The organism is Mesorhizobium sp. M1163 (genome assembly GCF_040318415.1).
Taxonomy (GTDB): Bacteria; Pseudomonadota; Alphaproteobacteria; order Rhizobiales; family Rhizobiaceae; genus Mesorhizobium.
In genome coordinates this window covers 43269-58983 of sequence record NZ_JAMYMF010000024.1, presented here as the reverse complement: position 1 = coordinate 58983, position 15715 = coordinate 43269, and the positions used below count along the sequence as shown (strand labels likewise).

Sequence of the window (15715 nt, the reverse complement as noted above, 5' to 3'; positions counted from 1 at the left end):
GATGGCCGGGATCAAGACACGCAACGAAATCCGGTTCATCCTCAATGGCGAGGACGTCGCGCTCGGCACGGTTGCACCCGACCAGACACTGCTCGACTGGCTGCGGCTCGACCGCTCGCTGCGCGGCACCAAGGAAGGTTGCGCCGAGGGCGACTGCGGCGCCTGCACGGTGCTGGTCGGCAGGCTCTCCGGTGGAACACTGGTCTATGAAAGCGTCAATGCCTGTATCCGCTTCCTTGGCTCGCTAGACGGCACGCATGTCGTGACCATCGAGCATCTGCGCGGCGACGCAGGAAAACTGCACCCCGTGCAGCAGGCGATGATCGATTTCCACGGCTCGCAATGCGGCTTCTGCACGCCGGGTTTCGTCATGTCGCTTTATGCGCTGTGGATGCGGTCGCCGGAGCCGTCGGACGCCGCCATCGAAAAGGCACTGCAAGGCAATCTCTGCCGCTGCACCGGCTACGAGGCGATCATGCGCGCCGCACGTGCCATCTCCAGCTACGGCAAGGCGGCAAAGGATCCGTTGGCGGCCGAGCGCAAGGCAGTCACGGCCAAGCTCGACGCGATGAAGGACGGTTCGCGCATTGAGATCGGCTCCGGCAACAAGCGGCTGATCGTGCCGGCCAATGCCGACGATCTCGCCAGCGTGCTGGTCGAGGAGCCGGGCGCCACTATCGTCGCCGGTTCGACCGATGTCGGCCTTTGGGTGACCAAGCACATGCGCGATATTTCGCCGGCGGTTTTCATCGGCAATCTCGATGGTCTGTGCGGGATGTCCGAGGACAAGGGCGTCATCTCGATCGGCGCCGGTGTCACCTATAGCGAAGCCTTCTCGACGCTGGCAAAATGCATCCCGGCGCTAGGCCCGCTGTTCGACCGCATCGGCGGCGATCAGGTGCGCAACATGGGCACCATCGGCGGCAATATCGCTAACGGTTCGCCGATTGGCGACACGCCGCCGCCGCTGATCGCACTCGGTGCCCGCATGACGCTGCGTCGCGGCCACAAGCGGCGGACGATCCCACTCGAAGATTTTTTCATCGCCTATGGCCGACAGGACCGGCAGCCCGGCGAATTCGTCGAGGCCGTGCATGTTCCGCTGCCGGGCAGCGAGACGAAATTTGCCGTCTACAAGATCACCAAGCGCCGCGACGAAGACATCACCGCAGCGCTAGGCGCGTTTTTCCTGACGCTGGCCGCGGACGGCACGGTGGCGGAGATACGCATCGCCTATGGCGGCATGGCGGCAACGCCGAAGCGCGCCTTTGGCGTAGAAAAGGCATTGCTTGGCAAGCCCTGGACGGAAGCGACGGTCGAGGCGGCGATGGCCGCGTACGCCGGCGATTTCACCCCGCTGACCGACATGCGGGCAAGCGCCGAATACCGGGCGCTGGCGGCGCGCAACCTGCTGCTGCGCTTCTTTGCCGAAACCATGGGCACCCGGGCGCCGATCCAGGTATCACGGCACGAGGCGGCATGATGAACAAGCACGCCACTCCGAACTTGAAGGCGCAAAAAATCGCCGGCGGCGTCGCCACCGATCAGCGCCATGATTCCGCGCACAAGCATGTCAGTGGCACGGCCGTCTATATCGACGACATGCCGGAACCGGCCGGCACGCTGCACGGCTGTCTTGGGCTTTCGGCGGCGACGCATGCCACCGTCACCAGCATGGACCTGTCGGGGGTCCGCGCCGCACCCGGCGTCATCGACGTGCTGACGGCGAGCGACGTGCCCGGCGAAAACGATATTTCGCCGACCGGCCGCCACGACGAGCCGGTGCTTGCCGACGGCAAGGTGCAATTCTTCGGCCAGCCGATCTTCTGCGTCATCGCCGAAACCCGCGAGCAGGCGCGCCGGGCGACGAGGCTGGCCAAGGTCGGATACAAGGAATTGCCGTTCGTCGCCGATATTGGCGAGCTCGATCCCCGGAAAGACAAGCTGGTCACGCCGCCGCTGACCCTGAAGCGCGGTGATGCAGCGGCTGCGATCAAGGCAGCGCCACGCCGGCTGAAAGGGCAGATGCGCATCGGCGGCCAGGAGCATTTCTATCTCGAGGGTCATATCGCCTTGGCCATCCCTGGCGAGGACCACGACGTCACCATCTATTCCTCGACCCAGCACCCGAGCGAAATCCAGCACATGGTCAGCCATGCGCTCGGTGTTCCGAGCCACGCGGTGACGGTGGAAATCCGCCGGATGGGGGGCGCTTTCGGCGGCAAGGAAACGCAAGGCAATCAGTTTGCGGCATTGGCCGCTATCGCCGCGAAGAAACATCATCGGGCCGTGAAAATCCGGCCCGACCGCGACGACGACATGATCGCCACCGGCAAACGCCACGATTTCCTCGTCGACTACGAGGTCGGCTTCGACGATGAGGGCAATATTCTCGGCGTAGATTTCATGTTCGCGGCGCGCTGCGGCTTCTCGGCCGACCTCTCCGGCCCGGTCACCGACCGCGCGCTGTTCCATTGCGACAACACCTATTTCTGGCCGGCGGTGCACGCGCAATCGGCGCCGCTCTACACCAATACGGTATCGAACACCGCCTTTCGCGGCTTCGGCGGCCCGCAAGGCATGGTCGGCGCCGAGCGCGTCATCGACGAAGTCGCGTTTGCCGTCGGCAAGGACCCGCTCCAAATCCGCAAGAAGAATTTCTACGGCACCAGCGACCGCAACATCACGCCCTACCACCAGACGGTCGAGGACAACATCATCCACCGCATCGTCGCCGAGCTGGAGGCGAGTTCCGACTATGCAAGGCGCCGCCGCACCATCGATGCTTTCAATGCCAACAGCCGCTTCATCAAGCGGGGACTGGCGCTGACGCCGGTCAAGTTTGGCATCTCGTTCACCGCCACCCATTACAACCAGGCCGGCGCGCTGGTGCATGTCTATACCGATGGTTCAGTGCACCTGAACCACGGCGGCACCGAGATGGGGCAGGGCCTCTATGTCAAGGTGGCGCAGGTTGTGGCGGAAGAGTTCCAGATCGACCTCGATCAGGTCAAGATCACCGCGACGACGACCGGCAAGGTGCCGAACACCTCGGCCACTGCCGCGTCTTCCGGCTCCGACCTCAACGGCATGGCGGCGCAGAACGCCGCCCGCCAGATCAAGGACCGGCTGACCAATTTCGCCGCCGAGAAATTCCAGGTGCCGCGCGACCAGGTGCTATTCCTGCCAAACCGGGTGCGCATCGGTAATCAGGAGATCGCCTTCGCCGATCTCGTCAGGCAGGCCTATATGGCGCGCATCCAGCTTTCGGCGGCTGGCTTTTACAAGACGCCGAAAATCCATTGGGACCGCGACAAGGGCGAGGGTCGCCCCTTCTATTATTTCGCCTATGGCGCGGCTTGCTCGGAAGTTTCAGTCGACACGCTGACCGGCGAATATGTCGTCGAGCGCACCGATATTCTGCACGAAACCGGGCGTTCGCTGAACCGCGCCATCGACCTCGGCCAGATCGAGGGCGGCTTCATCCAGGGCATGGGCTGGCTGACCACGGAGGAACTGTGGTGGGACGACAAGGGGCGGCTGCGCACCCATGCGCCGTCGACCTACAAGATCCCGCTCGCTTCGGACCGGCCGAAGATTTTCAACATCACGTTGGCCGACTGGGCGGAAGCAGGCGAGCCGACGGTGCACCGCTCCAAGGCGGTCGGCGAGCCGCCCTTTCCGCTCGCAATGTCGGTGCTGCATGCGCTGTCGGATGCGGTGGCGAGCGTTGCTGGCCACAAGATCTGCCCGCGCCTTGACCCGCCTGCCACGCCGGAACGGGTGCTGATGGCGATCGAACGGCTGAAGCGAGAAGCCAGGACCGGCACTTGAATCCCGGAAAACGTGCAATTCAGGCCGAAAAACTCTATATTTCCCAACAGGGAACGCGAATGATGAACGCGAAAATGCAGAGCCTGAAAGCCTTTCTTGCCGGTGCCTGCCGGGTCGCCTTGGTTGAGGTGGCCGGGACAAAAGGCTCGACGCCGCGCGAGAGGGGTGCCTTCATGCTCGTCTCAGGATCGGCCACTTTCGGCACGATCGGCGGCGGCCAGCTCGAATATATGGCGATCGACAAAGCGCGGCAGATGCTTGGTCGATCGGCCTCAGGTTCTGGCGAATCTGTCGAGGCTGGCGCCGCCCCTCATCCGCCTGCCGGCCCCTTCTCCCCGTATAGTTACGGGGAGAAGGGGGCTGGCCGCAACGCTGTCGCGACGCTCGACGTCGCGCTCGGCCCGGAGATCGGGCAGTGCTGCGGCGGCAGGGTCGAGGTGCTGATCCGGCTGGTTGACGCCGCGCTTGAGGCCAAGTTGGTCGCGGCGGCGGAAGCCGAGGAGGCGCAGCTGCCGCATGTCTACATCTTCGGCGGCGGCCATGTCGGCCATGCGTTGGCCTCGGCGGTGGCTTTGCTGCCGGTGCATGTCGTCATTGCCGAGACGCGAGCCGAAGCGCTGGAGGGCATGCCAGACACGGTCGAAACCTGTTTGACGCCGATGCCTGAGGCGATGGTGCGCGAAGCCCCGGCTGGATCCGCCTTCGTCGTCCTTACCCATGACCACGCGCTGGATTTCCTGATCGTCGCCGAGGCGCTGAAACGCCGGGATGCCGCCTATGTCGGCATGATAGGCTCCAAAACCAAGAAGGCGACGTTTCGGAACTGGTTCCTTAAGTCGGCGGACGGAAGCGAGGCGGAATTTGACCGCCTCGTCTCGCCGATCGGCGGCGATGCCGTCAAGGACAAGCGCCCGCAAGTGATCGCCGCACTCGCCGCAGCCGAGATCATGACGGCGTTGGCCGCCCACGCGATAGAACCGGCAGCTCCGTCCAAAGCACGTCGTGGCAAGGCGATGGCGGGCTGACGTTTCCTTCTATTCCTGTTCCTGCGTGTGTGCCTCGAGGAACCACAGCAATTTGTCGAGCGAGCGTGAATAGGCGGTGAAGATGTCGGCGGTGTCGGCGTCGCCCGCTCCCGCCGCTTCGTCGATCGCCGCGCGTGCCCGCTTGGCGGTCGCGGCATAGCGGTCGATCAGCGCCGCCAGATGATCTCGGGTCTTGTGGATGTCGGTCGGATAGGCCTCGAGCATAGTCGCCTTCGACACCTCCTGCGATGTGCCGAGCGCCGTGCCGCCGAGCTGTACGGCGCGCTCGGCAATGGTGTCGACATGTCCGTCGATCTCCTCGCGGAACGTGTCGAGCATCTCATGGATGGCGATGAATTGCGGCCCCTTGACGTTCCAGTGCGCCTGCTTGGTGATCAAGGCCAGATCTATGGCGTCGGCGAGGCGGGCGTTGAGAAGATCGATACACTCTTTCTTGGCATTGGATTGCAGGTCGTTGCGGGTGGCGATGGCATCCATGATCGGCTCCTGTGGCGGTTGCGTCCGCGTGGTTTGAAGAGGGCGAAGGTTGTGGAAGGTCAATCGAACATGCGCGCAGACGCCCTCATCGCCGCGGCACAGCATCCCAAAACGGCGATCTCCGACTTTCGTTCCGCTCGTCGTTTACGCTGGCCTTTTCAAGCCCAGATGGTCGCGCAGCGTGCTGCCGTCATAATCCGTACGGAACAGACCGCGCCGCTGCAGCTCCGGCACGACAAGCGTGGCAAAGGCATCGAGTTCGCCGGGAAAATAGGATGGCATCAGGTTGAAACCGTCTGCCGCGCCGCCCTCGAAGCGTGCTGCGAGCTGGTCGGCGATCTGGGCCGGAGTTCCGACGACGCGCCAATGGCCGCGCGCGCCGGCGAAATGACGGGCAAGCTGGCGAATGGACAGGTTGTCGCGGCGCGATTGCTCGATGACGAGCGCCTGCCGGCTTTGCATGCCTTCGCTGGCCGGCAGCTCGGGCAGCGGTCCGTCGATGGGATAGCGCGCGAGATCGGATATGCTGAGATAGCTGGAAAGCAGCGCGACACCGACATCGTCCGGTATCAGCTCCTGCAGTTCATCATGTTTTGCCCGGGCTTCCGCTTCGCTTGCCGCGACGACCGGCGCGACGCCGGGCATGATCTTGACGTCGTCCGGCTTGCGCCCATGGGCAGTCAGCCGTGCCTTGAGGTCGTCGTAGAAGGCCTTCGCTTCCTCGAATGTCTGCGCCGCCGTAAAGACCACGTCGGTGGTCCGGGCGGCGAGGTCACGACCCTCGTCCGACGCTCCCGCTTGCACCATGACCGGTGCACCTTGTGGCGAGCGCGGCAGATCGAGCGGGTCACGCACCGAAAAACTTCTGCCTTCGTGTCCACCCTGGCCTCGCCAAAGGCCGGCAACCACGGCAGCGAATTCGCGCGCCCGCCCGTAACGGTCCGCATGCGGGCGCAGACCGGTCGAGCCGAAATTGGCGGCCTCGATCTGGCTGGCCGAAGTGACAAGGTTCCAGCCGGCACGCCCGCCGCTCAGATGGTCGAGCGACAGGAAGGTCCGCGCCAGCCCGTAAGGCTCGTTGTAACTCGTCGATGCCGTGGAGACGAGGCCGATGCGCTCCGTCTGCACCGCGAGCGCCGCAAGCAGGCTGATCGGCTCGAAGCCAATCGAGCGCGACGTTTGGCTGGCGATGTCGACATTGGCCTCGCGCACACCGGCGGCGTCCTCGCAGAAGATCATGTCGAACTTCGCCGCTTCCGCCGTCCGCGCCAGCTGGATGTAATGATCGATGTCGATGCCAGCCGTGACATGCGCCTGCGGATGGCGCCAGGCGGCGATGTGGTGGCCTGTCGCCCATAGGAAGGCGCCGAGCTTCATCTGGCCTCGACCGGCGCTCATTGCCGATCCTCCCCTGCAAGCCCGAGATGGGCCCGCAGTGTCGCCGCGCTGTAGCCGGACCGGACAAGGCCGCGGCGGCGAAGCTCCGGCAGCACGAGACCGATGAAATCGTCGAGCGCCGACGTGAGCGGCACGGCGATGTTGAAACCGTCGCAGGCTTTCGAGCGAAAGCACTCTTCGAGCCTATCCGCAAACATATCCGGCATGGCGGCCATCTCGCCATCCGTGACAACATTCATCAGCACCTTCAGCCCCTCCGGCCTGCGCCCGAAGGCAAGCGCACGGCGCTTCAGATCGTCAGCCCAGTCGATCGATCGCTGGTCTAGCAGGACAACATCGGCGGTGCGGGCGGCGATATCCATGTCGGGCTCGGACAGGCCGGACATGACCAGCACCGGCGTGTCCTGCGGCGACCGCGCCACGTTGAGCGGCCCGCGCACAGAAAAATATTCGCCCCTGTGGTCGAGAAGGTGCATCTTCTCGGGATCGAAGAAGCGGCCGCCACTTTTGTCGAACAGAAGCGCGTCTGCGTCCCAGCCTTTCCACAAGCCTTGCACGATGCCGACGAATTCCTCGGCGCGCAGGCGGAATGCGTCGCCGGAAAACCCTTCCGGTCGGCTGAAATTGGCCGCCTCGCGCGGGTCGGGCATCATGCTGGCGTTCCAGCCGGCGCGGCCATGGCTGATAATGTCGAGCGAAGCGAAACGGCGCGCGAGATTATAGGGCTGGTGGGCGACCATTGACGCCGCGGCGATGAGACCGATCCTGCTTGTCACCGTCGCCAGCGCTGCCAGCAAGGTCGTTGCTTCGAAGCGCATTTGCCGGTTCGGTCCGCCTGCAACCGGCGCGGAATCGGCGAGCAACACCATATCCAGGCCGGCCGCTTCGGCTTTTTGCACGGACCGCGTCAGCAGACTGAAATCCGGAACGACGTCGGACGGAGAGGAGGGAGCAGTTTCCGGAGCTAGTGAAACGGCTAGATGCATTCTGGCGCCGCTGGCCATCGGTCTTCCCTGGTGAGTGAGATTCCATAAGAAATATCTTCGCCGGCTGGACGGAAAGCAACCGGCCAGCCGGCGATCATTTGCCGGCCAGAATATCCCTGATCAGCCGCTGGCAGCGCTCGGCCATGAAGTCGAGCAGCAGCCGCACCTTCGGATCCTGCAGCTTCTTATGCGGGTAGACGGCGGCGAATTGCACCGGCGTCGGCGGCGTTTTGCTCAGGATCACCTTCAGCCGCTGGTCGCGGATAAACGGCTCGACCTCGAAGCGCGGCTTGTTGATGATGCCGCGGCCGGACAGCGCCCAGCCGGTCAGCACGTCGCCGTCATCGGTATCGTAGGGGCCGTGCACCTCGAACTTTTGCGGCCCGTTCCGCGTCTGCAGGGTCCAGACATATTCGCGCGCGCCGGAATAGCGCAGCATCAGGCAATCGTGCTTCTTACCGATCAACTCGCTCGGCTCGCTCGGCTCGCCGCGCGCCTCCAGATATTGCGGAGCCGCCACCAGCACTCGCTCGCAGTCCATGATGCCGCGCATCCTGAGGCTGGAATCCTCGATGATGCCCAGCCGGAACGCAACGTCGATGCCTTCCTTCATGATATCGACATTGTGGTCGGAAAGCCGGAGCCGCACCTCGATATCTGGGTATCTGTCGTGGAAGTCCGGGATGCCGGATGCCACCAGTCTCCGCCCGAGGCCGAGCGGCGCTGTCACCTTTATGGTGCCGCGCGGCTGGCCGGATAACGCGCTGACCGCAGCTTCGGCCTCGGTGACCGCCTCGAGCACCTGCTTGGCGCCGGAATAGAACACCGTGCCGTGCTCGGTCGGCATCAACTGCCGCGTCGTGCGGTTGAACAGCCTGACACCGAGATGCTTCTCGAGCTCCTTGATCCGGTTGGAAGCGACCGCCGGCGAAATGCGCATGTCGCGCCCAGCCGCCGACAAATTGCCGAGTTCGACGACGCGAACAAAAACGGCGATGTTATCGAGATAGGCCATGCGGCTTTCGGGGCTCTCATGTGGCTGCGTATGATCAGCCTAGTATTTTCCAATTTTTTTTGAAAGTCATCGTGCACCTCAGCCCTTTCCGTTTGCGCTCCAGTCCGTAAAGTCAGTCGATCGGCAGGGACGATTTTTCATGATGGATTTCGCGATATTCTGGGATTGGCTGAGTTTCGCCGTGCGCTGGCTGCACGTCGTCACCGGCATCGCCTGGATCGGCTCGTCCTTTTATTTCGTCGCGCTCGACCTCGGCCTGCGCCAACGCCCGGGCATGCCTGCAGGCGCTTTCGGCGAGGAATGGCAGGTGCATGGCGGCGGCTTCTACCACGTGCAGAAATATCTGGTGGCACCTGCCGACATGCCCGAGCACCTGACCTGGTTCAAGTGGGAATCCTACGCCACCTGGCTGTCAGGCTTCGCGATGCTGTGCGTGGTCTATTATGCCGGGGCGGACCTGTTCCTGATCGATCCGAATGTGCTTGCCATGTCGGTGCCTACAGGCATCTTGCTGTCGCTGGCGACGATCGGCGTCGGCTGGGTGGTCTACGATCTCCTGTGCCGTTCGCCGCTCGGCAACAGCGACACCGGCCTGATGCTGGTGCTGTATGGGGTGCTGGTATTCATGGCCTGGGGACTGACCCACCTGTTCACCGGCCGCGCCGCCTTCCTGCATCTTGGCGCCATCACCGCGACGATCATGTCGGCCAACGTCTTCATGGTCATCATCCCCAACCAGAAGATCGTCGTCGCCGACCTGATCGCCGGCCGTAAGCCGGATCCGAAATACGGCAAGATCGCCAAGCAGCGCTCGCTGCACAACAACTACCTGACGCTGCCCGTTTTGTTCCTGATGCTGTCGAACCATTATCCGCTGGCGTTCGGGACAGAGTTCAACTGGGTCATCGCCTCGCTGGTGTTCATCATCGGCGTGCTGATCCGGCACTATTTCAACACCAGGCATGCGCGCAAAGGCAATCCGACCTGGACCTGGCTGGCGGCGGCCGTGCTGTTCTTGGTCATTATCTGGCTGTCGACGGTGCCGAAGTTGCTGACCGGCGAGGCGAAGGCGTCGGCGGCGGCCCAGGTCTACGTTGCCTCGGCGCATTTCCCTGCCGTGCGCGATACGGTGCTTGGCCGCTGTTCGATGTGCCACGCCGCGGAGCCGTCCTACGAGGGCATCTACCACGCGCCGAAGGGCGTGATGCTCGACACCGATGCCGGCATCGCCGAGCACGCCGGCGAGATCTACCTGCAGGCCGGCCGCAGCCACGCCATGCCGCCCGCCAACGTCACCCAGATCACCGACAAGGAACGGGCGCTGCTGGTGGCATGGTTCGAAGGCGCAAGGAAATGACCAGCACGCTCCTGCGCGGCCGCACGCTGTCGTTTTTGCGCTGGCCCGAAACCGTCGACGACCATTCCGCCTGGCGCTACGAGCAAGATGGCGGCCTGCTGCTCCGCGATGGTAGGATCGTTGCCGCGGGCGCCTATGCCGAGGTCGAGAAAAAGGCGGGCGAGGGAACGAAAAAGATCGACCACCGGCCGCATCTGCTGCTGCCCGGGTTTATCGATGCGCACGCGCATTTTCCGCAGATGCAGGTCATCGCTTCCTTCGGCGCCGAGCTGCTCGACTGGCTGAACACCTACACTTTTCCGGAAGAGACAAAATTCGAGAACGCTCAGCATGGCCGCCGTATCGCTAGGCTGTTCCTGGATGAAGTATTGCGTCATGGCACGACGACTGTCTCCGCCTATTGCTCGGTACACAAGGAATCGGCCGAGGCGTTCTTTGCCGAGTCGCATGACCGCAACATGCTCAACATCGCCGGCAAGGTGATGATGGACCGCAACGCGCCGGACGGCGTGCTCGACACGCCGCAATCGGGTTATGACGACAGCAAGGCGCTGATCGAGGAGTGGCACGGCAAGGGGCGCCAGCACTATGCCATCACCCCACGCTTCGCCATCACCTCGTCACCCGAGCAATTGGAAACGGCGGGCGCGCTCTGCCGCGAATATCCGCACTTGCATATGCAGACGCATCTGTCGGAAAACCACGCCGAGATCGCCTTTACGCAGCAATTGTACCCGCAGACGCGGGACTATACCGACATCTACGAGCAGTATGGACTGCTCGGCCGCAAAAGCCTGTTCGGCCACTGCATTCATCTGTCGGAACGCGAGGCGGATGTGCTTTCGGATAGCGGCTCGGTGGCGGTGTTCTGCCCGACCTCCAACCTGTTTCTCGGCTCGGGCCTGTTCGATTATCAGCGCTATCGCCGCCGCGAGAAGCCGCTCCGCATCGCCGCCGCCACCGATGTCGGCGGTGGCACCAACTATTCGATGCTGCGCACCATGGACGAGGGCTACAAGGTGATCGCGCTGAATGGCGAGAAGCTCAATCCGTTTCAGTCATTCTGGCAACTGACCCGCGGCAATGCCGAGGCCTTGTCGCTTGCGGAAAAGATCGGCACTCTGGAGGAAGGCAGCGACGCCGATATCGTCGTGCTCGACGCCCGCGCCACGCCGGCGATGCGGCTGCGGGTGGAGACGGCGGACACGCTCGCCGAGGAATTGTTTCTGCTGCAGACGCTAGGCGACGACCGCGCCGTGCACGAGGTCTATGTCGCCGGTCGGGCAGTTAAGGCGGACATGGCGACCTAGCTGGTCCGGCGTCCCGGCTTGACCGAACGGCAGCCATCGGCCAAAGCCTGCGACGAGATTAACAGGGGAACGACATGGCCGTTGCGGACGACATCGCTCTGATCAAGAAACAGGAAGCCGCGCTTGTTTTCTCCGCCTTTGACGAGGCTGTCGCTTTCGAGATCGGCTCGGCGATCCGCGACCGGGCTTTGACCGAGAACCTGCCGATCATCATCGATATCAGAACCTTCGATCGGCCGCTGTTCTATGCGGCAATGCCCGGCTCGAACGCTTCCAATCCGGACTGGGCGCGGCGCAAGATCAACGTCGTGCGGCGGTTCCTGAAAAGCACCTACCGCATGGTGCTGGAGCAGCAGCGCCCCGACCGCAGCTTCAAGCCTGGCGAGGGGCTGGACATTGTCGACTACGTGCTGGCCGGCGGCGGCTTTCCCATCGCTGTCAAGGGCGCCGGTGTCATCGGCGTGATCGCCGTCTCGGGCCTGCCGGAGCGTGAGGACCATGGCGTGGTCGTCGATGCGCTGTGTAGCTACTTGGGCGTCGATAGCCAGGAGTTGGTCCTGCCGCCGGAAGCAACATCGTGACGTTGGCGCCGCCCCTCATCCGCCTGCCGGCACCTTCTCCCCGTGTAGCGACGGGGAGAAGGGAAGCGCTCCAACGCTGGCGTGTCCAGTTGATAGATGGGTGGCGACCCCCTCTCCCCGTCTCTAGACGGGGAGAGGGTAAGGGTGAGGGGCAACGCAGACGCCGCAGAAGTTCGCAGAACGTCGGTGGCAGCTCAGTATGACCATTCTCGACCCGAAATCCTTCCTTATATCCATCTTCAACGCCGCCGTTGCCGCCGCCGATCCCCAGAGGACGATCAAGAATCATTTGCCGGCAAGGCCGAAGGGCCGCACGATCGTCATCGGTGCAGGAAAAGGCTCGGCGCAGATGGCGGCGGCTTTCGAGAAAGTGTGGGACCGGCCGATCGAAGGTTTGGTCGTCACCCGCTACGGCTATGGCGCGGCCTGCCGGCGCATCGAGATCATCGAGGCGGCGCATCCGGTGCCGGATGCCGCCGGGCTGGAAGCTTCGCGACGGCTGCTCGAAAAAGTCCAGGGACTGACTGCGGACGACCTTGTCGTGGCGCTCATTTCCGGCGGCGGCTCGGCGCTGCTGCCGTCACCCGCCGAAGGTCTGACGCTGGCCGATGAGATCGCCGTCAACGAGGCGCTGCTCGCCTCCGGTGCGCCGATCACCGCGATGAACACGATCCGTAAGCACCTTTCCACCATCAAGGGCGGCAGGCTGGCGGCCGCCGCATATCCGGCCAAGGTGGTCTCGCTGGTGGTATCAGACATTCCGGGCGACAATCCGGCTCTGGTCGCTTCTGGTCCGACCGTGCCGGACATAGGCAGCCGTGAGGACGCACTGGCGTCGATCGCTGCCTATGGCATGAAGCTGCCGGCTTCGGTCATGGCGCATATCAAGTCGCCGGCGGCCGATGCGCCACGTCCGGACGATCCGCGTTTTATCGGCAACGAGGTGCATCTGATCGCTTCGGCCGGCGTCTCGCTGGAAGCAGCAGCGGCCGAAGCGAAGCGCCGAGGTATTCAGGCCGTCATTCTCTCCGATTCCATCGAGGGCGAGGCACGCGAGGTCGGTGGCATCCACGCCGCAATCGCGCGCGAGGTGGCGACGCGCAGCCGGCCATTTGCAAAGCCGGTGCTGATCCTGTCGGGCGGCGAGACGACGGTGACCCTGCGCGCGAAAGGCAAAGGCGGCCGTAACTCGGAATTCCTGCTCGCCTTCGCCATCGGCATCACCGGCATGGCGGGCGTGCACGCACTGGCCGCCGACACCGACGGCATTGACGGTTCGGAAGACAATGCCGGCGCCTTCGCCGACGGCTCGACAGTTTCGCGGATGCGCGCGGCGGGCGTCGATGCCAAGGCCATGCTTGCCGGCAACAACGCCTGGACGGCATTCAATGCCGTAGATGACCTTTTCGTACCCGGTCCGACCGGCACAAACATCAACGATCTCCGGGCGATATTGATCAAATAGCTCAGGCCGCCATCAGCCTTTTCACCGCTCTCATATCCTGCAGGAACCGCTCGCGTTCGGCCCGCTTGTCCGCCGGCTCGCGAATGCGCAGAATGAAGGACGGGTGGATGGTGACGAAGACACGCAAGCCATCGTCGCGCTCCACTACCGCCCCGCGCATCTTCATGATCGGCACCACCTTGCCGAGCAGCGCCTGCGCTGCAGTGGCGCCGAGTGCCACCGCCAGGTTGGGCTTGATCAGATCGATCTCTTTGTCCAGCCACCAGCGGCAAGCCTGCACCTCGCCGGCATTCGGCTTGGAGTGGATGCGCCGCTTGCCGCGCGGCTCGAACTTGAAATGCTTAACCGCGTTGGTGACGTAGACTTTCAGCCGATCGACGCCGGCATCATCCAGGATCGCGTCGAACACCTTGCCGGCCGGACCGACGAAAGGCTTGCCCGCCAGGTCCTCCTGGTCGCCCGGCTGTTCGCCGACGAAGATCACCTTGGCTTTATCAGGACCCTCACCGAACACGGTCTGCGTGGCATCGCGCCATAGCGGACAGCGGCGGCAGATCTTGGCTGTTTCGCGCAGTTCAGGAATCGTCCTGGCGTCGATTTCTGTCGTGTCCGGGGACTTGCTTGCAGGCAAGCCTCTCGACTGCACCTTGGCATGGTGCGGCGTCGGGGTTGTCTGCATCCTGGCGATCATGACTAAGGCGGCCTTGTTCGCTCCTGCAATCAGACACGCAATGAGCAAAGCCCGCCGAAGGTTCCGCTGAAATTATTCCGCATGGGCCTTCACCGGCAGATGGCCGACGATGTGAAGCCCTAAACCTCGTGCAGATAGAGGTGATAATCCAGTTCGCTGACCGTGCGCGCCACGCGCAGATATTCCGACTGCTTGATCGCCACGAATGTCCGGTGCAGGTCTTCGCCCAATGCGCCCTTGAGGAAGGTCGACGCCCTTGCCGCCTCGATCGCGGCACGCCAGTCGACCGGCATCGTCGTGCGCGTGACGGCGGATTCGTAGCCATTGCCGGTGGTTTCAGGGCCGGGGTCAAGACCTTCGTCGAGACCCCTAGTGATGCCGGCCAGCACCGTTGCCGCGACTAGATAAGGGTTGGCGTCGACGCCCGATGGCCGGTGCTCGATGCGGCGGTTCTTGGCATCGCCGGCTGGCACACGCAGCGCCACCGAACGGTTGTTGACGCCCCAGGTCGGCGCCACCGGCGCATAGGATTGCGAGACGAAGCGCCGCCACGAGTTGGCGTGCGGCGCAAAGACCAGCATCGATTCTGCCATCGTCTGGATCAGTCCGCCGAGGCCGCGCAGCAGCGGCAGCGACCAGCTTTCACCGCCGGTTTCGGCAAAGACATTCTTGCCGGCATCGTCCAGCAGCGAGACATGAAAATGCATGCCCGAGCCGGCATATTTCTCGATCGGCTTGGCCATGAAGCAAGCGGTGACACCATGACGGCGCGCCTGCGCCCGCACCAGACGCTTGAGCATGACGAGATCGTCAGCCGCCCGCATCACGTCCTTGCGGTAATTGAGCGTCAGTTCGTACTGGCCCGGCGCATATTCGGAAATGACCGTCTCGGCCGGGATGCCTTGCACCTTGGCTGCAGCATAGATGTCGGAAAACAGTGGCTCCATGCCGTGCAGATGGTCGACGGAATAGACCTCTGTCTTGGCCGAGCGGCGGCCGTCGAGCACCGCATGCGCCGGCTGCACCTTGCCTTCGGCATCGCGCTCATTGGCGAGCAGGAAGAACTCGAGCTCGAAGGCGCCGGCCGGATGCAGGCCCTTGGCCGCGAGGATATCTACCTGGCGGGCGAGCGCCAGCCGCGGGTCGGACGACATCGGCTGGCCATCGAGATGGTACATTGCCATCAACACCTGGCCGCGCGGCGGCTGGGTGCCGAACAGCGGCACCAGCGTGCCGGGGATCGGCCACGCCCGCAGGTCGCCGTCGCCGGTCGTCCAGATCAGCCCGGTCTCGTGAACATCCTCGCCGGTGATGTCGAGGCCGAGGATCGAGATCGGCATGTGCCGGCCGCCCTCGAAGATGCTCATCAACTCATGTCGGCGCACGATCTTGCCGCGCCCCACGCCATTGGCGTCGGTCAGCACGATGTCGAACGCTTCGATCTCCGGATGGGCGTCGAGAAAGGCCTGCGCCTCGGCGGGCGTCGAGCCCGAAGGGGATGCCGTGACCAGGTTCAAACTTTGCTTGGGCGCTTGTTTCATGCTGCCAGCTTGTC

At 63.8% G+C, this 15715-nt stretch carries 13 protein-coding genes; 7 read left to right on the top strand and 6 right to left on the bottom strand.

Annotated features, from left to right (window positions below; genetic code table 11):
• Position 1 precedes the first annotated feature (1 nt).
• From xdhA to xdhC, 3 genes are all read left to right on the top strand, one after another.
• Positions 2-1483, top strand: coding sequence for a xanthine dehydrogenase small subunit (gene xdhA / locus NKH43_RS22130; RefSeq protein ID WP_352484368.1), 1482 nt, complete (start codon positions 2-4; stop codon positions 1481-1483).
• Positions 1483-3834: a xanthine dehydrogenase molybdopterin binding subunit gene (gene xdhB, locus NKH43_RS22125; RefSeq protein ID WP_352859934.1), complete on the top strand. Its 2352-nt coding sequence runs from the start codon at positions 1483-1485 to the stop codon at positions 3832-3834. Before xdhA ends, xdhB begins: the two co-directional genes overlap by 1 nt.
• Positions 3835-3896: 62 nt before the next feature.
• The gene (xdhC, locus tag NKH43_RS22120; RefSeq protein WP_352859933.1) at positions 3897-4859 is read left to right on the top strand and encodes a xanthine dehydrogenase accessory protein XdhC; all 963 of its coding nucleotides are present in this window, start codon (positions 3897-3899) and stop codon (positions 4857-4859) included.
• A gap of 9 nt (positions 4860-4868) precedes the next feature.
• Here xdhC and dps read toward each other — a convergent pair whose 3' ends face one another.
• The 4 genes from dps to NKH43_RS22100 all read right to left on the bottom strand — a co-directional run bounded on the left by dps (position 4869) and on the right by NKH43_RS22100 (position 8756).
• Positions 4869-5357, bottom strand: a complete 489-nt coding sequence (gene dps, locus NKH43_RS22115) for a DNA starvation/stationary phase protection protein Dps (RefSeq protein WP_023718076.1) — start codon at positions 5355-5357, stop codon at positions 4869-4871.
• Positions 5358-5501: 144 nt separating this feature from the next.
• The gene (locus tag NKH43_RS22110) at positions 5502-6755 is read right to left on the bottom strand and encodes an LLM class flavin-dependent oxidoreductase (RefSeq protein WP_352859883.1); all 1254 of its coding nucleotides are present in this window, start codon (positions 6753-6755) and stop codon (positions 5502-5504) included.
• On the bottom strand, positions 6752-7759 hold the full coding sequence (locus tag NKH43_RS22105) for an LLM class flavin-dependent oxidoreductase (RefSeq protein WP_352859881.1): 1008 nt from the start codon (positions 7757-7759) through the stop codon (positions 6752-6754). Before NKH43_RS22105 ends, NKH43_RS22110 begins: the two co-directional genes overlap by 4 nt.
• 76 nt (positions 7760-7835) lie before the next feature.
• Positions 7836-8756 (bottom strand): LysR family transcriptional regulator, encoded by a 921-nt coding sequence (locus NKH43_RS22100; RefSeq protein ID WP_023718073.1) that lies wholly within the window; start codon positions 8754-8756, stop codon positions 7836-7838.
• Positions 8757-8895: 139 nt separating this feature from the next.
• Between NKH43_RS22100 and NKH43_RS22095 the strand changes: the two genes are divergently transcribed.
• The 4 genes from NKH43_RS22095 (at position 8896) to NKH43_RS22080 (ending at position 13469) form a co-directional block, all read left to right on the top strand.
• Complete coding sequence (locus NKH43_RS22095; protein WP_352859879.1) at positions 8896-10113, top strand: urate hydroxylase PuuD; 1218 nt, start codon at positions 8896-8898, stop codon at positions 10111-10113.
• Positions 10110-11423 carry a guanine deaminase gene (gene guaD, locus NKH43_RS22090; RefSeq protein ID WP_352859877.1) on the top strand — a complete coding sequence of 438 codons (1314 nt, stop codon included), beginning with the start codon at positions 10110-10112 and terminating at the stop codon, positions 11421-11423. The genes NKH43_RS22095 and guaD overlap by 4 nt, the downstream gene beginning before the upstream one ends.
• Before the next feature lie 74 nt (positions 11424-11497).
• Positions 11498-12004 (top strand): heme-degrading domain-containing protein, encoded by a 507-nt coding sequence (locus tag NKH43_RS22085; RefSeq protein WP_352859875.1) that lies wholly within the window; start codon positions 11498-11500, stop codon positions 12002-12004.
• Positions 12005-12203: 199 nt separating this feature from the next.
• On the top strand, positions 12204-13469 hold the full coding sequence (locus NKH43_RS22080) for a glycerate kinase type-2 family protein (protein ID WP_352859873.1): 1266 nt from the start codon (positions 12204-12206) through the stop codon (positions 13467-13469).
• A gap of 1 nt (position 13470) precedes the next feature.
• Here the strand turns inward: NKH43_RS22080 and NKH43_RS22075 are convergent, their stop codons facing one another.
• A complete protein-coding gene (locus tag NKH43_RS22075) occupies positions 13471-14193 on the bottom strand; it encodes a UdgX family uracil-DNA binding protein (RefSeq protein ID WP_280940411.1) in 723 nt (240 codons plus the stop codon).
• A gap of 86 nt (positions 14194-14279) precedes the next feature.
• Positions 14280-15701, bottom strand: a complete 1422-nt coding sequence (locus NKH43_RS22070; RefSeq protein ID WP_352859872.1) for a glutamine synthetase family protein — start codon at positions 15699-15701, stop codon at positions 14280-14282.
• Positions 15702-15715 lie beyond the last annotated feature (14 nt).

What these genes read in the sequence shown, in the direction of transcription:
- guaD (WP_352859877.1), top strand. Translation starts at nt 10,110, where the DNA reads ATGACCAGCACGCTCCTGCGCGGCCGCACGCTGTCGTTTTTGCGCTGG.
- NKH43_RS22100 (WP_023718073.1), bottom strand. Translation starts at nt 8,756, where the DNA reads ATGGCCTATCTCGATAACATCGCCGTTTTTGTTCGCGTCGTCGAACTC.
- NKH43_RS22070 (WP_352859872.1), bottom strand. Translation starts at nt 15,701, where the DNA reads ATGAAACAAGCGCCCAAGCAAAGTTTGAACCTGGTCACGGCATCCCCT.
- NKH43_RS22110 (WP_352859883.1), bottom strand. Translation starts at nt 6,755, where the DNA reads ATGAGCGCCGGTCGAGGCCAGATGAAGCTCGGCGCCTTCCTATGGGCG.
- NKH43_RS22085 (WP_352859875.1), top strand. Translation starts at nt 11,498, where the DNA reads ATGGCCGTTGCGGACGACATCGCTCTGATCAAGAAACAGGAAGCCGCG.
- xdhC (WP_352859933.1), top strand. Translation starts at nt 3,897, where the DNA reads ATGAACGCGAAAATGCAGAGCCTGAAAGCCTTTCTTGCCGGTGCCTGC.
- dps (WP_023718076.1), bottom strand. Translation starts at nt 5,357, where the DNA reads ATGGATGCCATCGCCACCCGCAACGACCTGCAATCCAATGCCAAGAAA.
- xdhA (WP_352484368.1), top strand. Translation starts at nt 2, where the DNA reads ATGGCCGGGATCAAGACACGCAACGAAATCCGGTTCATCCTCAATGGC.
- xdhB (WP_352859934.1), top strand. Translation starts at nt 1,483, where the DNA reads ATGAACAAGCACGCCACTCCGAACTTGAAGGCGCAAAAAATCGCCGGC.
- NKH43_RS22095 (WP_352859879.1), top strand. Translation starts at nt 8,896, where the DNA reads ATGATGGATTTCGCGATATTCTGGGATTGGCTGAGTTTCGCCGTGCGC.
- NKH43_RS22080 (WP_352859873.1), top strand. Translation starts at nt 12,204, where the DNA reads ATGACCATTCTCGACCCGAAATCCTTCCTTATATCCATCTTCAACGCC.
- NKH43_RS22105 (WP_352859881.1), bottom strand. Translation starts at nt 7,759, where the DNA reads ATGGCCAGCGGCGCCAGAATGCATCTAGCCGTTTCACTAGCTCCGGAA.